The organism is Roseateles sp. GW835-FHT13E02 (assembly GCF_058794035.1).
Genome location: NZ_JBXAGJ010000010.1, coordinates 195211 through 210800, shown reverse-complemented (window position 1 = coordinate 210800; position 15590 = coordinate 195211). Strand labels below are relative to the sequence as shown.

Sequence of the window (15590 nt, the reverse complement as noted above, 5' to 3'; positions counted from 1 at the left end):
GCGCCATGCGCCAGCAGCCGCTGAATCAAGGCCGCATCGCCGTTGAAGGCGGCCTGGTTCAGGGCGCTGGCCTCCCAATCGCCGGGTGTGGCCACCGGCCAGCCGAGAGACAGCATCAGCGCCACCGAGTCCCGGGCGCGGCGTTGCGCCTGGTCGGGCAGCAAGCGCAGCGCCTGCGCGCTCAAGCTTTGCAGCAGCCCGGGCTGTTCTTCAAGCAAGGCCCGCGCCTGGTGCGCATCGGCGGCGGCGCAGGCGGCCAGAAAGCGCTCGCGCGCCGAGGGCAGCTCAGGCCGCGCGCCGCGGGCGGCCAGCAGCTCCAGCGCGGCGGATTCGCCCAGCAGGGCGGCCAGGGTGGCGGGCGTGTGGCCTTGCGCGTCGCGGGCCGAGAGCTCGGCGCCCTGATCGAGCAGCAGGCGCAGGCAGGCCGTTGAGCGGCCCCGGCGCAAGGCGTGGTGCAGCGCGTGGCCGCCTTGCGGCCCGGCCTCGTTGACCTCGGCGCCCAGGCTCAGCGCCAGGGCCAGGCCCTCGGGGTCTTCGAAATCCAGCAGGCGCAACAGGGCCCTGGTGCCGGCCCAGCGCGCGCCGTGGGCGCAGAGTTGCTGGATCTGCTGCGCCGCCCGGCCGCGCTCGGGGTCTTCGCAGGCGTGGTACAGCGATTCCCCGTCGTTGGGCTCGGCGCCGGCGGCGAGCAGGGCCGCGGCCAGCTCGGGGTTGCGCGCGCGGGCGATGGCACCGTAGAGCAGGGACAGTTGCAGCAGCGTGCCAGTGCCGGGCTCTTCGTCCGGCATGTGCAAGCGGTTCAGCGTTTCGCGCGGGGTGCCGGCCAGCAGGCTCTGCGCGCTTTGCCGCAGCTGTCCAGCCCAGGGTTCGCCGAGGCGATGCAGGCTGGAGAAACAGACGTAGGCCAGGGCCGGTGCGTCGAAGGGCGGCAGGCGCAGCGCCGCTGCGGGCAGGCTGGGGAGGGCGCTCAGATCGCCCTGCACCAGGGCCAGGGCCGGGCGCAGCTCGGGCGGGCAGGCGCCGGCTTTCACCCGGGCCGCTTGCAGCAAGGCCAGGGCACGCTCCGGCTGCGGGCTGTCCCAGCCGCGGCCCAGGGCCAGCGCCAGGGCGCGGGTGATCAGGGTGGCCTGGTCGAGCTGCCGGGCTTGCGTCTGCGCCATGACCGCGCGCTGCAGGGCCGGCCAGCTGGCAAAACCCAGCTCGCGCGCGATCACCAGCTGGGCTGCGCTGAGCTTGGGCGTTTGGCCCGTCTTCGGGTGCTGAAAATAGGGCGCGGCGCGCGCCAGGCTGTCGGCCTCGCCGGCCTGCCAGGCGCGCAGCAGTTCGCGCGCGCGGCGTTTGAGTTGCTGCAGATCGGCCTGCTCAGGGAGCTGGGGCCGCAGGGCTTGGGGGGTGTTCAAGGCTGTCCTCCATGCGAGTTCATGCCCGTGATCCGCGCGACCGGGCCGCACAAAGGGGGATGCAGAACGCTGAAGCCCGGCGTGATTCACGCCGCACCGGGTGGCCTCGGGCCTGTCTGCGGATCCAGCAGCGCCCCGGCGGGCGCTGTGGCGGCCAGTGTGCCACGAGGCTCAGGCCTTTTGCTCCTGCCGCAGCCGCAGCTACAGCGCTCAATGCCGGGGCTGGGCGTCCTCGTCAGCGGCGGCCTGCATGGCCTCGCGCCACATGCGTGCAGGCACGAAGGTGCGCAGCTGGTGCAGGGCGCGTTCGATCAGCTCGGCGTGCAGCTCATGGCCGGGATCGGGCAGCACATCGGCGGTGACATCGGCGCCCAGATGGACCAGGCGGCGCGCGGCCGTGACCTGGTCCTGGAAGGGCAGCACCGGGTCGCGCTGGCCATGCAGGATGTGCACGCTGACCTCTTGCGGCGCATGGGCCGGCGGCGTGGCGTAAGCACCCGAGAAGGCCAGCACGCGGCCGGCCAGTTGTGGTTCGGCCTGCACGGCCTCCAGGGCCATCACCGCGCCTTGCGAGAAGCCGGCCAGGGCCACGCGCTCCCAGGCCATGTCGAACTGCTCGGCCCAGGCGCGCACCGTGGCGATGAAGCCCGGCAGGGCCTCGGCCACGCGCTGGGCATGGTTGTCGTCGTTGGCACCTTGCAGTGAGTACCACTGGTGGCCTTGTGCCGATGCCGCGTCATCCGTGACCTGGTCAAAGGCCTCGGGTGCGTTGATGGACACCACGGCCGCCTGCGGGTACTGGCCGCGCAAGGCCTGGGCCAGGGGCCGCATCTGCGAGGCATCGCCCCCGGCGCCATGCAGCAGCAGGAAGAGCAGGTCGGGCAGGCCTTTGTCGGGCAGCAGGGCGAGGGCTTGGGAGCGTTGCGGGGTACTCATGATGGGCCGATTGTCCCTCGCTCCGCGGCTACCCGGCGGCGGCTCAGGAACGCGTCTGGTCGTTGTCCTTGTGGCCGATCAGGCGCACCAGGGTGGCGCGCAGCTTGGGGGCGTCGATCGGCTTGGTCAGGAAATCGTTCATGCCGGCGGCCAGGGCCTCGTCGCGCTCGGAGACGAGTGCGGCCGCTGTCAGGGCGACGATGGGCAGCTCTTCGGCGCTGAAGCGCTGGCGCACATGGCGGGTGGCTTCGTGGCCGCTCATCACCGGCATCTGCACATCCATCAGCACGGCGTCAAACGGCCGGCCCATGCTGGCGGCGGCAAAGATGGCCTCCACCGCCTGGCTGCCGTCGTTGGCCTGCGAGACCTCCAGCCCCCATTGCTGCAGCTGGGCCACGGCAATCATCATATTGACCGGGTGGTCTTCCACCATCAGCACGCGCAGGCCTTGCAGGTCCTGGTTGTCGCGCGCTTCGCGCGGCTGGCTGCTGATGGGGGTGGGGGCGGCGGGCAGGGGCAGCTCGGCCCAGAAGGTCGAGCCCTGGCCCAGCTGGCTGTTGACGCCGACCACACCGCCCATCAGGGTGGCCAGCTCGCGGCAGATGGACAGCCCCAGGCCGGTGCCGCCGTAGCGGCGGGTGGTGGATTCATCGGCCTGCGTGAAGGCTTCGAACAGGCGCTCGTGCAGCTCAGGGGCGATGCCGGGGCCGGTGTCGCTCACCTCAATGCGCACGCGCTCGCCGTCCAGGGTGCTGACGCGCACCGCCACCGAGCCCGACTCGGTGAACTTCAGCGCATTGCTCAGGTAGTTGCTGAGGATCTGGCGGATGCGCACCTGGTCGCCCACCACCCAGGCGGGGATCTCGGGCGCCACGTCGATCTTGAAGGCCAGGCCATGGGCTTGAGCCAGGGTCAGGTAGGCCATGCGCATGGTGGACAGCATGTCGCGCAGGGCAAAAGGCGAGGCTTCCAGCGTCAGGCGGCCGGCCTCGATCTTGGACAGATCGAGGATGTCGGAGATCAGGCCCGAGAGGCTTTCGGCGCTGTCCAGCATCTGGTCCAGGTACTCGCGCCGCGTGGCCTCGGGCAGGTCGGGCTGCTGCAGCATGCGGGCCAGGCCCAGCAGGCCGTTCAACGGCGTGCGGATTTCGTGGCTGGTGTTGGCCAGGAAGGCGCTCTTGGCGCGGCTGGCGGCCTGGGCTTCGTCCTTGGCCTGGGCCAGGGCGGCTTCGACGCGGCGGCGCTCGGTCACGTCTTCCATGATCCAGATGGTGCCGCCGCGGCTGGGGTGGTTGGGGTCCACCGCGCGGGCCAGCAGGCGGCAGAGGAATGTGCTGCCGTCGCGGCGGCGCATGGGTCGCTCGGTCTCGACCTGTTCGCCCAGGGCCAGGCGCGGGCCGAGGTCGCGGCCGACGGCGGCATAGTCCTCGGCGCTGGGCCAGACCACGCTGCCATGCTGGCCGATCAGGCCGCCCGGCGGCCAGCCGAACATGGTTTCGATCAGGCGGTTGGCCTGGATGAAATGCTGCTCGCGGGTCAGCGAGATGCCGATCGATGCATTCTCCAGAATCGCCTGGTGGACCAGGCGGGTGCGCTCGGTCTCGGTCACGTCGCGGGCGTTGATGACCACGTACTGCTGGCCGTCCAGCGCAAAGGGCGCGGCCGACATCAGCATGGACAGGGGCTCGCCGGACTTGGTGACGAAGGTGACGGGCAGTTCCGAAACCCGGCCCTGGCTGCGCAGCAGTTCCAGCATGTGGTCACGCTCGGCGCGGTTCTTCCAGATGCCCAACTCCTCGGCGCTGCGGCCCAGCACCTCTTCGCTGCTGTAGCCGCTCAGCCGCTCGAAGGTCTTGTTGACCATGGCGTAGCGGCCCGAGCTGATCTCGGTCAGGGTGATGACGTCGGGGCTGGTGGCCACCAGATGCGAGAGCAGGCCCTCGCTGCGGCGCAGGGCCTCCTGGGCGCGCGATTGCTCGGTCTGGTCGATGAAGAAGGACAGGGTGGCCGGGCCGCTGGCGGCGTCCACGCGCACGCTGGTGGCCTGCACCAGGCGGTGGCGGCGCGACAGGGTGCGCAGGCGGAACTCGGCCATGGGCAGCATGCCGCCCACGGGCATGGCCTCGATCTTGGCGGCGCGCTGGCGGGCACGTTCGTCATCGCCGGGTTCGTAATGCGAGAACAGATCCTGCCCGATCATGCTCGAGCGCTGGGTGTAGCCGAACATGGCCATGGCGGCCGGGTTGGCGTCCAGCACCCGGCCCCAGCGGTGCAGCACCAGGGGGCTGGGCGAGCGGCGGAACAGCTCGCGGTAGCGGGTCTCGGTGGCGTGGATGGCCTGCTCGGCCTGCACTTCGGCGGTGACATCGCGGCCCACGCCCCAGTAGCCGCGGAAATTGCCCTGCGCATCGAAGCGCGGCTCGCCGCTGATCGACACGTACAGCACGCTGCCATCGATGGCGCGGCGGCGCGCCACCAGGCCGTGGAAGGCGCGGTGCGATTCGAGGTCGGCGCGGTGCGCGTCCATGTCCTCGTCGTTCAGGCCGATCTGCTCCACCTCCCAGGGCGTCTTGCCCAGGCGGGCCTGCAGGTCCAGGCCCGAGCTGCCAGGCTTGTCTTCGGCCAGGTGGGTGAAGCGGTAGTCGCGGTTCATCTCCCAGTACCAGTCGGCCGCCATGCTCAGCAGGCCGCGGAATCGGGCGTTGCGGTCGCTGGCCGCCTTGGTTGAGCGCTTGACCATGCGCTCGGTCGCCACACCCACCAGCAGGCCCGAGAACAAGAGCAGGCAGTGGATGGCGATGCGCGTGCCCAGGGGCTCGATGGCGGCGGTGCTGGCCGGCCAGCCCTGGTACTCGGCCCAGGCCAGGCCCAGGATGGCCGCCAGGCTCAGCGCACTCAGGCCCAGGCCGATGCGCAGGCCCAGCATGCCGGTGCCGAAGGCGGCGATCAGGCCGACCACGGCCATGGCGATGGAATACAAGCCCACGCCGCGCGAGACGGCGATCAGCACCGCCACCCCGATCACCAGCGACAGCAGCAGCACCACGGCCTTGGGGCCATGCTGGCGCGGCAGCTTCCACAGGCTCAGCAGGCTCAGGCTGCCCAGCACAAAACAGGCGGCCGGTGGCAGCAGGCCTTGCAGGGGCTCGTTGCCAGGCCGGCTCAGCATCAGGACCAGGGAGCCGGTCAGCATGATCAGCCCGCAGGTCATCAGGAACAGGCGCACCGCATGCCAGCGCACCTTGCGTTCAATCGCGGCCTGTTGCTCGGCCGGACTCAGATCCTGGCCGACCAGGCTGCTCAAATCATCGAGGGAATCGGTACCGCTGCTGCTGCTCACGTCTGCGCCCTGGCTTGGCGGCATGAAAACGTGCCGCACACGACGGGGCCTGCCCCCGACAAACACCGCAGTCTCCCCGACTCCGCGCGGGCTGAACATCGGGACTGCACCGGTAAAGCGGCGCTATTTCGCCGCCGGGCCACGGGCGTGCGAACAGCGTGCAGGAAGTCGCGCGGGGGAGGCTCAGCGGCGCGCGGCGTTCAGGGTCTCGCGGGTGGCCAGGGCCACGCGGCGGGCGGCGGCGGCAAAGTCCTCACCGGCGCTGGCGTAGAGCACGGCGCGCGAGCTGCTGACGATGATGGGGCCGCCCGGGCCTTCGCGGCCACCGGCCCCGGCGCGCCAGCCGGCCTTGACCGTGGCCTCGGCATCGCCGCCCTGGGCGCCCACACCGGGGATCAAGAGGGGCACGGTCGGTGCCAGCTCACGCACGCGGGCGATCTCGGCCGGGTAGGTGGCGCCCACCACCAGGCCCAGCTGGCCGTTCTGGTTCCAGTCGGTCTGAGCCAAACGGGCCAGGTGCTCGTACAGGCGCGGCTGGCCGGCCACATCGGCCAGGCGCTGGTTCTGCCAGTCGCTGCCGCCTGGGTTGGAGGTGCGGCAGAGCAGGATGGCACCCTTGTCGCGGTAGCGCAGATAGGGTTCGATCGAGTCGAAGCCCATGAAGGGCGAGAGCGTCACCGCATCGGCCTGGTAGCGCTCGAAGGCCTCGCGGGCGTACTGCTCGGCGGTGGAACCGATGTCGCCGCGCTTGGCGTCGAGGATGACGGGCACGCTGGGCGCCACGCGCTTGATGTGGGCCATCAGCTGCTCGAGCTGGTCCTCGGCGCGGTGGGCGGCGAAGTAGGCGATTTGTGGCTTGAAGGAGACCACCAGGTCCTTGGTGGCGTCGACGATGGCGGCGCAGAAGTCGTAGATGCGTGAGGCATCGCCCTTCCAGGCGCCCGGAAACTTGCTCGGCTCCGGGTCCAGCCCCACACACAGCAGCGAGTCGTTCAGGGTTTGTGCGGCGTGCAGTTGCTGGATGAAGTTCATGGGGGCTATGACCTTGAGGTGGGGGCAGGGCAGGGTGGCATATTGTCCAATTTTTCAAGCAGGGAGCCCAATCATGCGGGTCTTGAAGACGGAAAGGCTGTGTCTGCGCTGGTTCGAACCCAGCGATGTGGACTACGTGCTGGAGCAGATCAGCGAAGCGGGCTGGAAGCGCAATATCAGCGACCCCGGCGTCAACGACCTGGCCGCCGCACGCGACTGGATGGAGGCCAAGCTCTTCAACTGGTACTGGCCCCAGGGCCTGGGCCTCTGGGCCATGGAGCGGCTCAGCGACGGCGTGGTGGTCGGCATGTGCGGCCTGCTGCAGCGCGACCATCTGCAGGCGCCCGACATCGGCTACGCCCTGCTGCCGCGTTATGAAGGCGCCGGCTACGCCCGCGAGGCCGCCCAGGCCTGCCGCGCCTATGCCCATGATGTGCTGGGAGAGCCGCTCTTGTTCGGCACCACGGCCACCTTCAACGAGGCCTCGGGCCGGGTGCTGCAAGCCATCGGCATGCTGCGCCTGTCCACCGGCCCGCTGGGTGACAGCACGGAGGACAGCCACCTCTACGGCGTCGGCGAAGCCAACCGGCTGAGCGAGGACGGGCAGGTGCGCGATCTGCTGGCCCGTTTCTTTGCCGTCTTCGACAACCGCATCGGCCGCCATGCGCCGCTGGCCGCCCTGCCTTACTTCTTCCTGCCCGAGGCGGTGATCAGCCGCGCCAGCCTGCCCGGTGAGCCGGCGGGCGTGCAGCGCATGAGCGTGCGCGAGTTCGTCGAGCCGCGCGTGCAGATGCTGGCTCCGGGTGGCCGCCTGCAGGAGTTTTCCGAGTGGGTGAGCGAGCAGCAGGTGCAGGTCAGTGGCCGCGTGGCCCAGGTCTGGCTGCGTTACCGCAAGAGCGGCATCCTGGACGGCCAGGCCTTCGAGGGCGGCGGCGAGAAAACCGTGCAGCTGGTCAAGCCCGGTCGGCGCTGGAAGATTGCCGCCATCGCCTGGCAAGACCGGGATTAAACCCGCCCCAGCGGCCGCAGCGGGCTGGCTACACTTCGGGCTCTCACGACATCCTGCCCTGAAGCCTCCGAACTATGGCCTCCTCCATCCTGCTTGTGGAAGACGACGAACGCCTGGCCGAGCTGGTGGCCGAGGCCCTGCGCAAGGCCGGCTACGAGGTCAGCCTGGCCGCCACCGGCCCCGAGGGCGAGCGCCTGATGCGCGAACAGCCTTTCGATGTGGTGCTGCTGGACGGACACCTGCCGGGCAAGGACGGCTTCGACGTGCTGCGCGATGTGCGGCCGGTCTTCCATGGCCGCATCGTCATGCTGACCGCGCGCAATGACGACATCGATCAGGTCCTGGGCCTGGAGGGCGGCGCCGACGACTACATCACCAAGCCGGTGGCGCCGCGCGTGCTGCTGGCCCGCCTCAAGGCCTTGCTGCGCCGCGAGGTGGCGCCGGCCGGCGAGGCGGACGAAGACGCCGACTTGCGCTTCGGTGAGTTGCTGATCCGCCCGGCGGCGCGCGATGTGCTGCGCGCGGGCGAGCGGGTCGATCTGACCACGGCCGAGTACGAGCTGCTGCTCTTCCTGGCCGAACGGGCCGGTCAGGTGGTCAGCCGCGACGACATCATGCAAGGCCTGCGCGGCCTGGAGTTCGACGGTCTGGACCGCGCCATCGATGCCCGCGTCTCGCGCCTGCGCAAGAAGATTGGCGACGACCCGCAGGCCGCCGAGCGCATCAAGACGGTGCGCGGCCAGGGCTATCTGTTCGCCCGCGACTGATTCGAGGCCGGACATGCCCACCGCCCCTGCCGCATCCGCCGTCTCGGTCGCCCTGCTGGACGGGCCATGCCTGCACTGAGCATGCGTTCGCCCATGACCCGGGTGGCCCTGGGTCTGGGGGTGTCGGTGCTGGCCCTGGTCCTGCTGGTGCAAGGGCTGTTGATGCTGGCCGTGGACGGCGTGACCGATGACTATGTGCGCCGTTTCATGCGCGGCACCGTGGACATGCTGCAGCATGAGCTGGCTCCGTTGGCGCCCGAACAGCGCGCGCGCCGGGTGCAGGTGCTGGACCAGCTCTTCGCCTATCCGGTGACCCTGGTGCCCGCGTCCGGCCTGCGGCCCGAGGATCTGGTGATCTTGAGCCGTGGCGAGCTGGTGGTGCAGGGTTTCAATCGCCGCATCTACGCTTCATTGCCGGGCCTGAACGAGGCCGGGGGGCAGGTCTTGCTCCTGGGGCCGCTGAATGCCGATGGCCACCCGGCCGGGCAGTTGCAGGTGCCGCGTGAGCTCTGGCTGCAATTGGCGGCCTCCGTGCTGCTGGGCCTGGCAGTGTTTGCCTTGGCCGCCTGGTTGTTGCGCCCGGTCTGGCGGGACATGCGGGCCCTGCAGCTGGCGGCCGAGGGCATGACAGCGGGCCGCTTTGACATCACCATCCGCGAGCCCGAGAGCCGCCTTTTCGCCCCGCTGGCCGCCGGTGCCCGCGCCACGCTGGAGCGCCTGGCCACGGCCCTGGCCACCCAGCGCGAGCTGACCGGCGCGGTCTCGCATGAGCTGCGCACGCCGCTGGCCCGCCTGCGCTTTGCCATCGATGCCCTGGTGGACGAAGACGATGCCGGCCGGCGCGAACTGGCGGTCCAGGCCTGCGAGCGCGACATCGACGAGCTCGATGCCCTGATCGACGCCAGCCTGATGCTGGCCCGCCTGGACATGGGGGCGCTGGAGGTCAGCAAGACGCCGGGCGATCTGGGGGCGCTGCTGCAGCAGGAAGCGGCCAGCCTGGCGCCGCTGCTGGACGGCAAGCAGCTCAGCACCGACATCCGCCTCGGCCCGCAGGCCCTGCATTTCGATGCGCGGCTCCTGCCCTATGCCCTGCGCAACGGCCTGCGCAATGCCGCCCGCCATGCCCGCGAGCGCATCTGCCTCTCGGCCTGGCAGGACGAGGCGGGGCGCATTTGCCTGGCCGTGGACGACGATGGTGAAGGCGTGCCCGAGGCGCTGCGCGAGGCCGTGTTCACCCCCTTCAAGCGTCTGGACGGGCCCAAGGAGCGGGGCAGCCGCGGCTTCGGCCTGGGCCTGGCCATCGTGCGGCGGGTGGCCGAAGGCCTGGGCGGTGAGGCGCTGATGCAACAGGCCCCCAGCCTCGCCGGCGCTCGCTTGCTGATGCGCTGGCCTGACGGACAATAGCCACTGACCCCGAGCCCTGAGCCCCGTGCGCTCTTGCACCGAGTTTTCACCTCAAGCACTGACATCATGACATTGACACTGACGCCCTACACCGATGTGATCAAGGACGAAATGCTGCGTGAAATCGCCCGGCGCGGCGATGTGCGCGCCTTCCCGGCGCTCAGCACCCTGCTGCGCGAGGGGGACACCACCGACGCCTTCTACATCCTGCTCTCGGGCCGGGTGAAGGTCTTCGGCACCGACAGCAAGGGCCGCGAGGTGGTCTACAACACCATGGGCCCGGGCGAGTACTTCGGTGAGCTGAGCCTGGACGGCTCCAGCCGCTCGGCCTCGGTGCAATGCCTGGAGCCGGTCAAGTGCGTGATGGTGCGCGGCACCGATATGCGCGAGTTTCTGGGCCAGCACCCCGATTTCGCCCTGCACCTGATCCGCCACCTGATCGCCCTGCTGCGCCGCTCGACCGACAGCGTCAAGAGCCTGGCCCTGGACGATGTCTATTCCCGCCTGGCCAAGCTGCTGCAGGAAATGGCCGAGCCCGATGTCAGCGGCCGCCTGGTCGTGCCGCACAAGCTGACCCAGCAGGACCTTGCCGAGCGCGTCGGCGCCTCGCGCGAGATGATCAGCCGCATCCTGCAGCAGCTGGTCAAGGGCGGCTATATCGAGCGCCAGGGCCGGCGCATGGTGCTGCTGAAGAAGCTGCCGCCGGGCTGGTGAGCCCCGGACATCCGCCTCAAACGGGCTGAACGGTGTGGCTGATGTTCAGCTTGAGCCACTGGCCTGGTTGCTGAGGCAGTTGCACCTGGTACTCCTGACCTTGGTGCTCGTAGCGCACCGTGTAGTCGCGCACCTGCTCGCGCTGCACGCTGACCGGGCGGCAGACCTGCACCTGCTGCTGGCTGTAGCTGGGATAGTTCGCCGTCGAGCCTGAGGGTTCGGCCATGCTTTTGCCGATCAGGGCGCCGGTGGCGCTGCCGGCGGCGATGGCCACATGCTTGCCATTGCCCTTGCCGATCTGGCTGGCCAGCAGACCGCCGGCCAGGGCGCCGAGCACCGCGCCGCCGGTGCCGCTCATGCCGGCCTGGCTGGCCACGGGCGGTTGCACCACCTGCTGGGTCTCATAACTGCATTGCTGGCGCGTCTCGGTGATGCGCTCCAGATTCGGGGTGGACGAGATCACCCGCACCAGGGTGCTGCTGTTCGCCTGCGGACCCAGGGATTGGGCGCGCACCTCGGCCGGCAGGCCGGCGAACAGCACGGCGCTCAAACCCAGGGCCAGGGCGCTGGCGGCGATGTTCTGGGCCGGGCTGCGTTCGGCGATGCTTTGCTCGGCCAGGGTCGGCAGCTGCTGCAGCGGGCGCGCCTCGGGGCGGGCGCGGCGGCTGTTGAACTTACGCTGGAAGGGGCTGAGGGTGGTGGCCAAGGCGTGCATGGTTTCGGTCTCCGTTGCTGATCGCGGGATGGATCTGTTGTCGATGAACGGAATTGTCAGAAACCCGGGCCGCCAGGTCTGTAGCGCTTGCGTGCGCTGAGTTTGACGATCTGTGACCGTCTGTCCCGATCTTGAGGCTGGGCTTCAGCGCCGCAGCGACTTGCAGGGGTCCTCGCGCTCGGCCGGCGTCGTCAGCACGCGGCTGTCGAAGCGGCCCGGGCCTTCCTGGCCTTGCTCCAGATAGCCGATGGTGCGGATCTCGCTCGCCGGCACGCCGGCCGCTTCCAGGTAGCGCGGCACACCGAGCTCGCGGTCGACATGGCCGTTGCCGGCGATCAGGACCACGCGTTCGGCGCCGCTCTCGCGCGCGGCCAGCATGGCGCGGGCCATGGCTGCATCGCGGGCGCGCTGGGCCAGGGCCATCGGGGCCTGCATGGCCGCAGGCAGGGCGCCGCAATGGCCTTCGTCGATGGCGCGGATCATGGCGCTCTGCTGGGCTTCGCCCCAGGGCGTCTGCTCCAGCAGGCGGCGCAAATCGGCCGGCCAGGTTTCGGCCGACACGCCCTTCATCAGCGGGCGCAGTTCCTCGCGGCTGAGGTTGCCGCCGGCCACCGTGGCGCCGGCCTGCAGGCTGGCTTCAAACAGCGGCTTGTGCAGGGGCCAGCGCCAATTCTTCTTGTCCAGCTGGGCCAGCTCCACCAGGGCCTCGGCATCGTGGCGCGTTTCGGCCGGGAGGCTGGCCAGGGCGGGCGTGCGTTGGGCCGGGATCTGCTCGAACACGACCGTGCTGCGCCGCCCGTCCTTCATCAACTCGGCCAACCAGGCCGCCCGCAGGCGGTGTTGCTCGGCGTTGTCATGCACCTCGCCGAGCAGGATGAAGCGAGCCGAAGTGGCCGGGGCGTCCGCAGCGGTGGCAGGGGCGGCGTGCAGCCCACTCAGTGCGAGCAGCAGCAGGCTCAGTGTCAGGGTCAGCGCTTTCATCGGGTTCCTTGGCTTGAGACGGTAGGCGGGCTGATCTTGCCATGAGCGAGCCGCACTCAACCCTGACGAAACGCCGTGGGCAGCTCGCCCGACCAGCGCTTGAAGGCGCGGCGGAAGGAGCGCGGGTCGGCATAGCTCAGGGTCTGGCTCGTTCAGTTCGCGCTGCACGCGCGGGATCAGGGCTCAGGTCTGTTGGCGCGACATCGGCACCGGTGTCACCGAGGGCCGCAGACTGGCCTGGCTGCGCGGCTGGATTGGCGTTAGGTCGCAAGTGAAGCCAAGTTCTCATGCTCAAATGCCTGTGAGAGCCTGGCGCCATGCTGGCTTCATCTCAGGGATGAGTTTCGCCGTGGGAACGCCTGGCGGAGCGAGATTGCAGGATAGAGAAAGAAAGATGAGATTCTTTGAACTTTTCATGGTCATGGTTTTGGCCGGCGCGTCCTCGTTCACCAGCGCGGCACCATCCAAATTGGAGCCCGGGCGCTGCCCGGTCAAACCGCCGCCGCAGCTGAGCGACAAGCGGCTGCCGAACGGCGAGTTCTTCATGACGGCGAGGTATCTGTTGAAGGCCGACGGTGCCATCGAGCAGATCACGGTGGAAGGCAAGGGCCCCGAGAGCCTACGCCGTGCCATTGCGGAGTCCATCCGCGCCTACGAGTGCGTGCCCGCTGCAGCGGATCAGGAGATCGAATCCGAGTTTCGGATCCGGATTTCCTAGGCCTCTGCACAGATCCCAAGTTTGCAGGGGGCTTCGTGGGTTCCCTGTCTCCGCCATGCAGTTCATCGAGCCCGGCATGTACCCGATCCGCATCCTCACCGCCGCTGACGCCTCCGCCTACCGCAGCCTCATGCTCGAGGCCTACGAGCAAGCGCCGGATGCGTTCACGGCCACGCCGGCCGAGCGCCGCGCGGAACCCGAATCCTGGTGGATCCGGCGGATCGGCAGCGCTGACGGCCTGGCCACGAGCTTGGGGGCATGGCAAAACGAGCAGTTGGTCGGCACGGTGGCGCTTGAGTATTCGGCCAAGCCCAAGACACGGCACGCCGCGCTGGTGCTGGGCATGTATGTCCAGGCGGCGCAGCGGGGCCAGGGCTTGGGTCTGGCGCTGATGAAGGCGGCTGTGGCGGCGGCCTCGTCGCGACCTGAGATCCTGGCTTTGAACCTGACCCTGACCGAGGGCAATGAGCCGGCCCTTCGCCTGTATCGCTCGGTGGGCTTTGTCACCTGGGGTGTTCAGCCGCAGGCGATTCGCATCGAGGCGGGCCTCAAGGGCAAAGTGCACATGTCGCTGTCACTGTCCTGAGTTCGCCGCGCCGCCTGAGTTTGCGGCTCAGGGCTGCGAACTTGCTGCAAGGGCCGGTCTGTCGGCGCCTTGAGTGTCTGCAGCATGGGCCACCTTGCTGAAGAGCAAGAGGGCGCAGACGGCAGAGGCGCCCGACAAGGCCAGCCCTGCAGCAATAAGCGCCAGTGTCTTGCGGGCTGAAGCGGGCAGCTTGGCCCAGGAAAAGTCGAACTGCTTGTGGTGGGGGGTCAGGATTTTCATGTGCTGTCTCCGCACGCATGTCGCCCACGACGTGGACCCACAGCGTGCATCAGGAAAGAAGGAGACGCATTGTCAAAAGCTGGGCCGGCTTTGTCCGTGGCCCTTGTGTGCCGAGACTTTGACGAAATGTGACGGCAGGTAGTGGGCAGTGGGCAGCAGGCTCAGCGCGGCAGAGTGGCGTCCAGCGCCGCCGGCCCTTGGTGCCGGTACACCAGGCCCTCGCCGCCGCGGAATGGGATGCTGCGCTCCAGCGTGGCGCCCAGGCGCTCAGCCACCTGGACCGATGGCCGATTGCCCGACGCGATCACGCTGACCGCCGTCTGCCAGCCGAATTGGTGGTACGCGGCCCGCAGCGCCGCACGGGCGGCCTCGGTGGCATAGCCCTGGCCCTGGGCCTCGGGCAAAAGCGCCCAGGTGATCTCGGGCTCCAGCCAGCCTTCAGGGAACCAGAGCCCGGACAGGCCCAGAAACACACCGTCGGATTTGCGCTCCAGCGCCCAGGGCCCGTAGCCGCGCAAGGCCCAGTGGCCGAAGTAGGCCGCGAACTTGCGCCAGGCCTCATCGCGCCCGCAGGGCCCGCCGTAGCTGGCCGACACGGGGTCGGCAAAGAAACGAGCCATGCCTTCGAAATCCGCCTCGGCAAACGGCCGCAGCCACAGGCGCTCGGATTCGAAGCTGGGGATGGCGGCGATGAAGTTGCTGAAACGAGGGGCGGTCATGGAAGCGGCTTGAAGAGCAGAGCAGAGCACAGTAGAAGGGCGTGTGGGTGTGAACGACCGACCTCACAAACCTGCGCCCAGCTTAGCCGCTTGCTGCCCGCAGCAGCCCGCCCCTCAAGCCATCCGTCCCACCGTGGGTCCATCAGTGGGAGCGAGGGTTCGACACGGGGCCGGTGGCCAAGGCACTCGACCATTGCGCTTGCCGGGCCAGTTCCGAGGCCGTGGCTTCATCGGCGGTGACCAGGAACTCCGTGCTGCTGCGCTCGACGAAGTAAGCGCTCTTGAAACGCAAGAGCAGTTCACCCAAGGCCTGGCGAGCCTGACGCGGAGCGCCGTTGAAGGTGAGGGTCAGCGTGGTCATGGTGCTTTGGCTTTCTTTCAATCGTTGCTTCGAACTGCCGGCTCAGAAACATGGCGCCGGTGACTCCACAACGCTACAGGCACACACAGGTTGACCGCCCTTGCCAGTCCTGTGCCGATACCATCGAACGTGTGACCCACTGTAGGCTCGCCTCGGGGCGACCATGACTTCATTGCGGATGCATTCATGAAAAAGCTCATCGCCTGGTGTCTGATCGTCTTGCCGCTGGGCTTTGCGCAGGCGGATGTGCCCAGCGCGGAAGCTCTGGAGGCCCGCGCGAACCTCTACCGTTTTGGCGAGGGGTACACCCAGGCTGCCATTGACCTGGTTGCTGCGCCCAAAGTGACAACGACGGTTTCAGCAGGATGGGTCAAGAAGGAGTACCGTGACCCAGGTCTGCAAGTCAGCTGGCTGGAGGCGTCAGAGTCGTCGAACAAGCCAGTTCCGCTGAAGCTGAGCGTTCGCCGCAAAGGCCACCTGGCGAGCGACATCGTCATTGGTACCTCGGATGCCGCCCAACTGCGACGGCTGCTGGGTGAGCCAGACGCACGCGGACCCAACTGGATCTCCTACCAGGGCCTGGCGGAGGTCTGCAGCGACAAGTTTGTTTTCAGATTTGCCAGCGGGAAGCTCAGCGAAGTGGAATGGCAGTGGTGCACCGACTGAGG

General features: G+C 68.9%; 15 protein-coding genes. 7 read left to right on the top strand and 8 right to left on the bottom strand.

The annotated features are described in order from the left end of the window. The 4 genes from AC1Q6P_RS12205 to pyrF all read right to left on the bottom strand — a co-directional run. Positions 1 to 1400: ankyrin repeat domain-containing protein (locus tag AC1Q6P_RS12205; protein WP_492665985.1), on the bottom strand; the 1400-nt coding region annotated here is incomplete at its 3' end. Positions 1401 to 1610: 210 nt separating this feature from the next. Further along, a complete protein-coding gene (gene ypfH, locus AC1Q6P_RS12200; RefSeq protein WP_102768502.1) occupies positions 1611 to 2336 on the bottom strand; it encodes an esterase in 726 nt (241 codons plus the stop codon). Between the two features lie 43 nt (positions 2337 to 2379). After that, positions 2380 to 5676 (bottom strand): PAS domain-containing hybrid sensor histidine kinase/response regulator, encoded by a 3297-nt coding sequence (locus AC1Q6P_RS12195; RefSeq protein WP_492665986.1) that lies wholly within the window; start codon positions 5674 to 5676, stop codon positions 2380 to 2382. A 183-nt stretch (positions 5677 to 5859) separates the two neighbouring features. Then, complete coding sequence (gene pyrF / locus AC1Q6P_RS12190) at positions 5860 to 6708, bottom strand: orotidine-5'-phosphate decarboxylase (RefSeq protein WP_492665987.1); 849 nt, start codon at positions 6706 to 6708, stop codon at positions 5860 to 5862. A 73-nt stretch (positions 6709 to 6781) separates the two neighbouring features. Here pyrF and AC1Q6P_RS12185 point away from each other — a divergent pair, with 73 nt between their 5' ends. The 4 genes from AC1Q6P_RS12185 (at position 6782) to AC1Q6P_RS12170 (ending at position 10602) form a co-directional block, all read left to right on the top strand. Beyond that, positions 6782 to 7717: a GNAT family N-acetyltransferase gene (locus AC1Q6P_RS12185; RefSeq protein ID WP_492665988.1), complete on the top strand. Its 936-nt coding sequence runs from the start codon at positions 6782 to 6784 to the stop codon at positions 7715 to 7717. A 74-nt stretch (positions 7718 to 7791) separates the two neighbouring features. Beyond that, positions 7792 to 8484, top strand: a complete 693-nt coding sequence (locus AC1Q6P_RS12180; RefSeq protein ID WP_492665989.1) for a response regulator — start codon at positions 7792 to 7794, stop codon at positions 8482 to 8484. Between the two features lie 66 nt (positions 8485 to 8550). Next, the gene (locus tag AC1Q6P_RS12175) at positions 8551 to 9888 is read left to right on the top strand and encodes an ATP-binding protein (protein WP_492665990.1); all 1338 of its coding nucleotides are present in this window, start codon (positions 8551 to 8553) and stop codon (positions 9886 to 9888) included. Between the two features lie 66 nt (positions 9889 to 9954). Then, positions 9955 to 10602: a Crp/Fnr family transcriptional regulator gene (locus AC1Q6P_RS12170; RefSeq protein WP_271008011.1), complete on the top strand. Its 648-nt coding sequence runs from the start codon at positions 9955 to 9957 to the stop codon at positions 10600 to 10602. Between the two features lie 16 nt (positions 10603 to 10618). Here AC1Q6P_RS12170 and AC1Q6P_RS12165 read toward each other — a convergent pair whose 3' ends face one another. Together AC1Q6P_RS12165 and AC1Q6P_RS12160 are read right to left on the bottom strand one after the other, a co-directional pair. After that, the gene (locus tag AC1Q6P_RS12165) at positions 10619 to 11317 is read right to left on the bottom strand and encodes a glycine zipper 2TM domain-containing protein (protein ID WP_492665991.1); all 699 of its coding nucleotides are present in this window, start codon (positions 11315 to 11317) and stop codon (positions 10619 to 10621) included. A gap of 144 nt (positions 11318 to 11461) precedes the next feature. Continuing rightward, positions 11462 to 12298 carry a ChaN family lipoprotein gene (locus AC1Q6P_RS12160; RefSeq protein ID WP_492665992.1) on the bottom strand — a complete coding sequence of 279 codons (837 nt, stop codon included), beginning with the start codon at positions 12296 to 12298 and terminating at the stop codon, positions 11462 to 11464. Between the two features lie 394 nt (positions 12299 to 12692). On the opposite strand from AC1Q6P_RS12160, the gene AC1Q6P_RS12155 reads away from it, so the two are divergent. Further along, positions 12693 to 13016, top strand: a complete 324-nt coding sequence (locus tag AC1Q6P_RS12155) for a hypothetical protein (protein ID WP_492703193.1) — start codon at positions 12693 to 12695, stop codon at positions 13014 to 13016. Between the two features lie 55 nt (positions 13017 to 13071). Continuing rightward, complete coding sequence (locus tag AC1Q6P_RS12150) at positions 13072 to 13602, top strand: GNAT family N-acetyltransferase (protein ID WP_492665995.1); 531 nt, start codon at positions 13072 to 13074, stop codon at positions 13600 to 13602. 401 nt (positions 13603 to 14003) lie between these two features. Here the strand turns inward: AC1Q6P_RS12150 and AC1Q6P_RS12145 are convergent, their stop codons facing one another. Both AC1Q6P_RS12145 and AC1Q6P_RS12140 read right to left on the bottom strand, forming a co-directional pair. Then, the gene (locus AC1Q6P_RS12145) at positions 14004 to 14561 is read right to left on the bottom strand and encodes a GNAT family N-acetyltransferase (protein ID WP_492665997.1); all 558 of its coding nucleotides are present in this window, start codon (positions 14559 to 14561) and stop codon (positions 14004 to 14006) included. Between the two features lie 142 nt (positions 14562 to 14703). Beyond that, positions 14704 to 14922, bottom strand: coding sequence for a hypothetical protein (locus AC1Q6P_RS12140; RefSeq protein WP_492665998.1), 219 nt, complete (start codon positions 14920 to 14922; stop codon positions 14704 to 14706). Positions 14923 to 15108: 186 nt separating this feature from the next. On the opposite strand from AC1Q6P_RS12140, the gene AC1Q6P_RS12135 reads away from it, so the two are divergent. After that, the gene (locus tag AC1Q6P_RS12135) at positions 15109 to 15588 is read left to right on the top strand and encodes a hypothetical protein (RefSeq protein WP_492665999.1); all 480 of its coding nucleotides are present in this window, start codon (positions 15109 to 15111) and stop codon (positions 15586 to 15588) included. Positions 15589 to 15590: the final 2 nt, after the last annotated feature.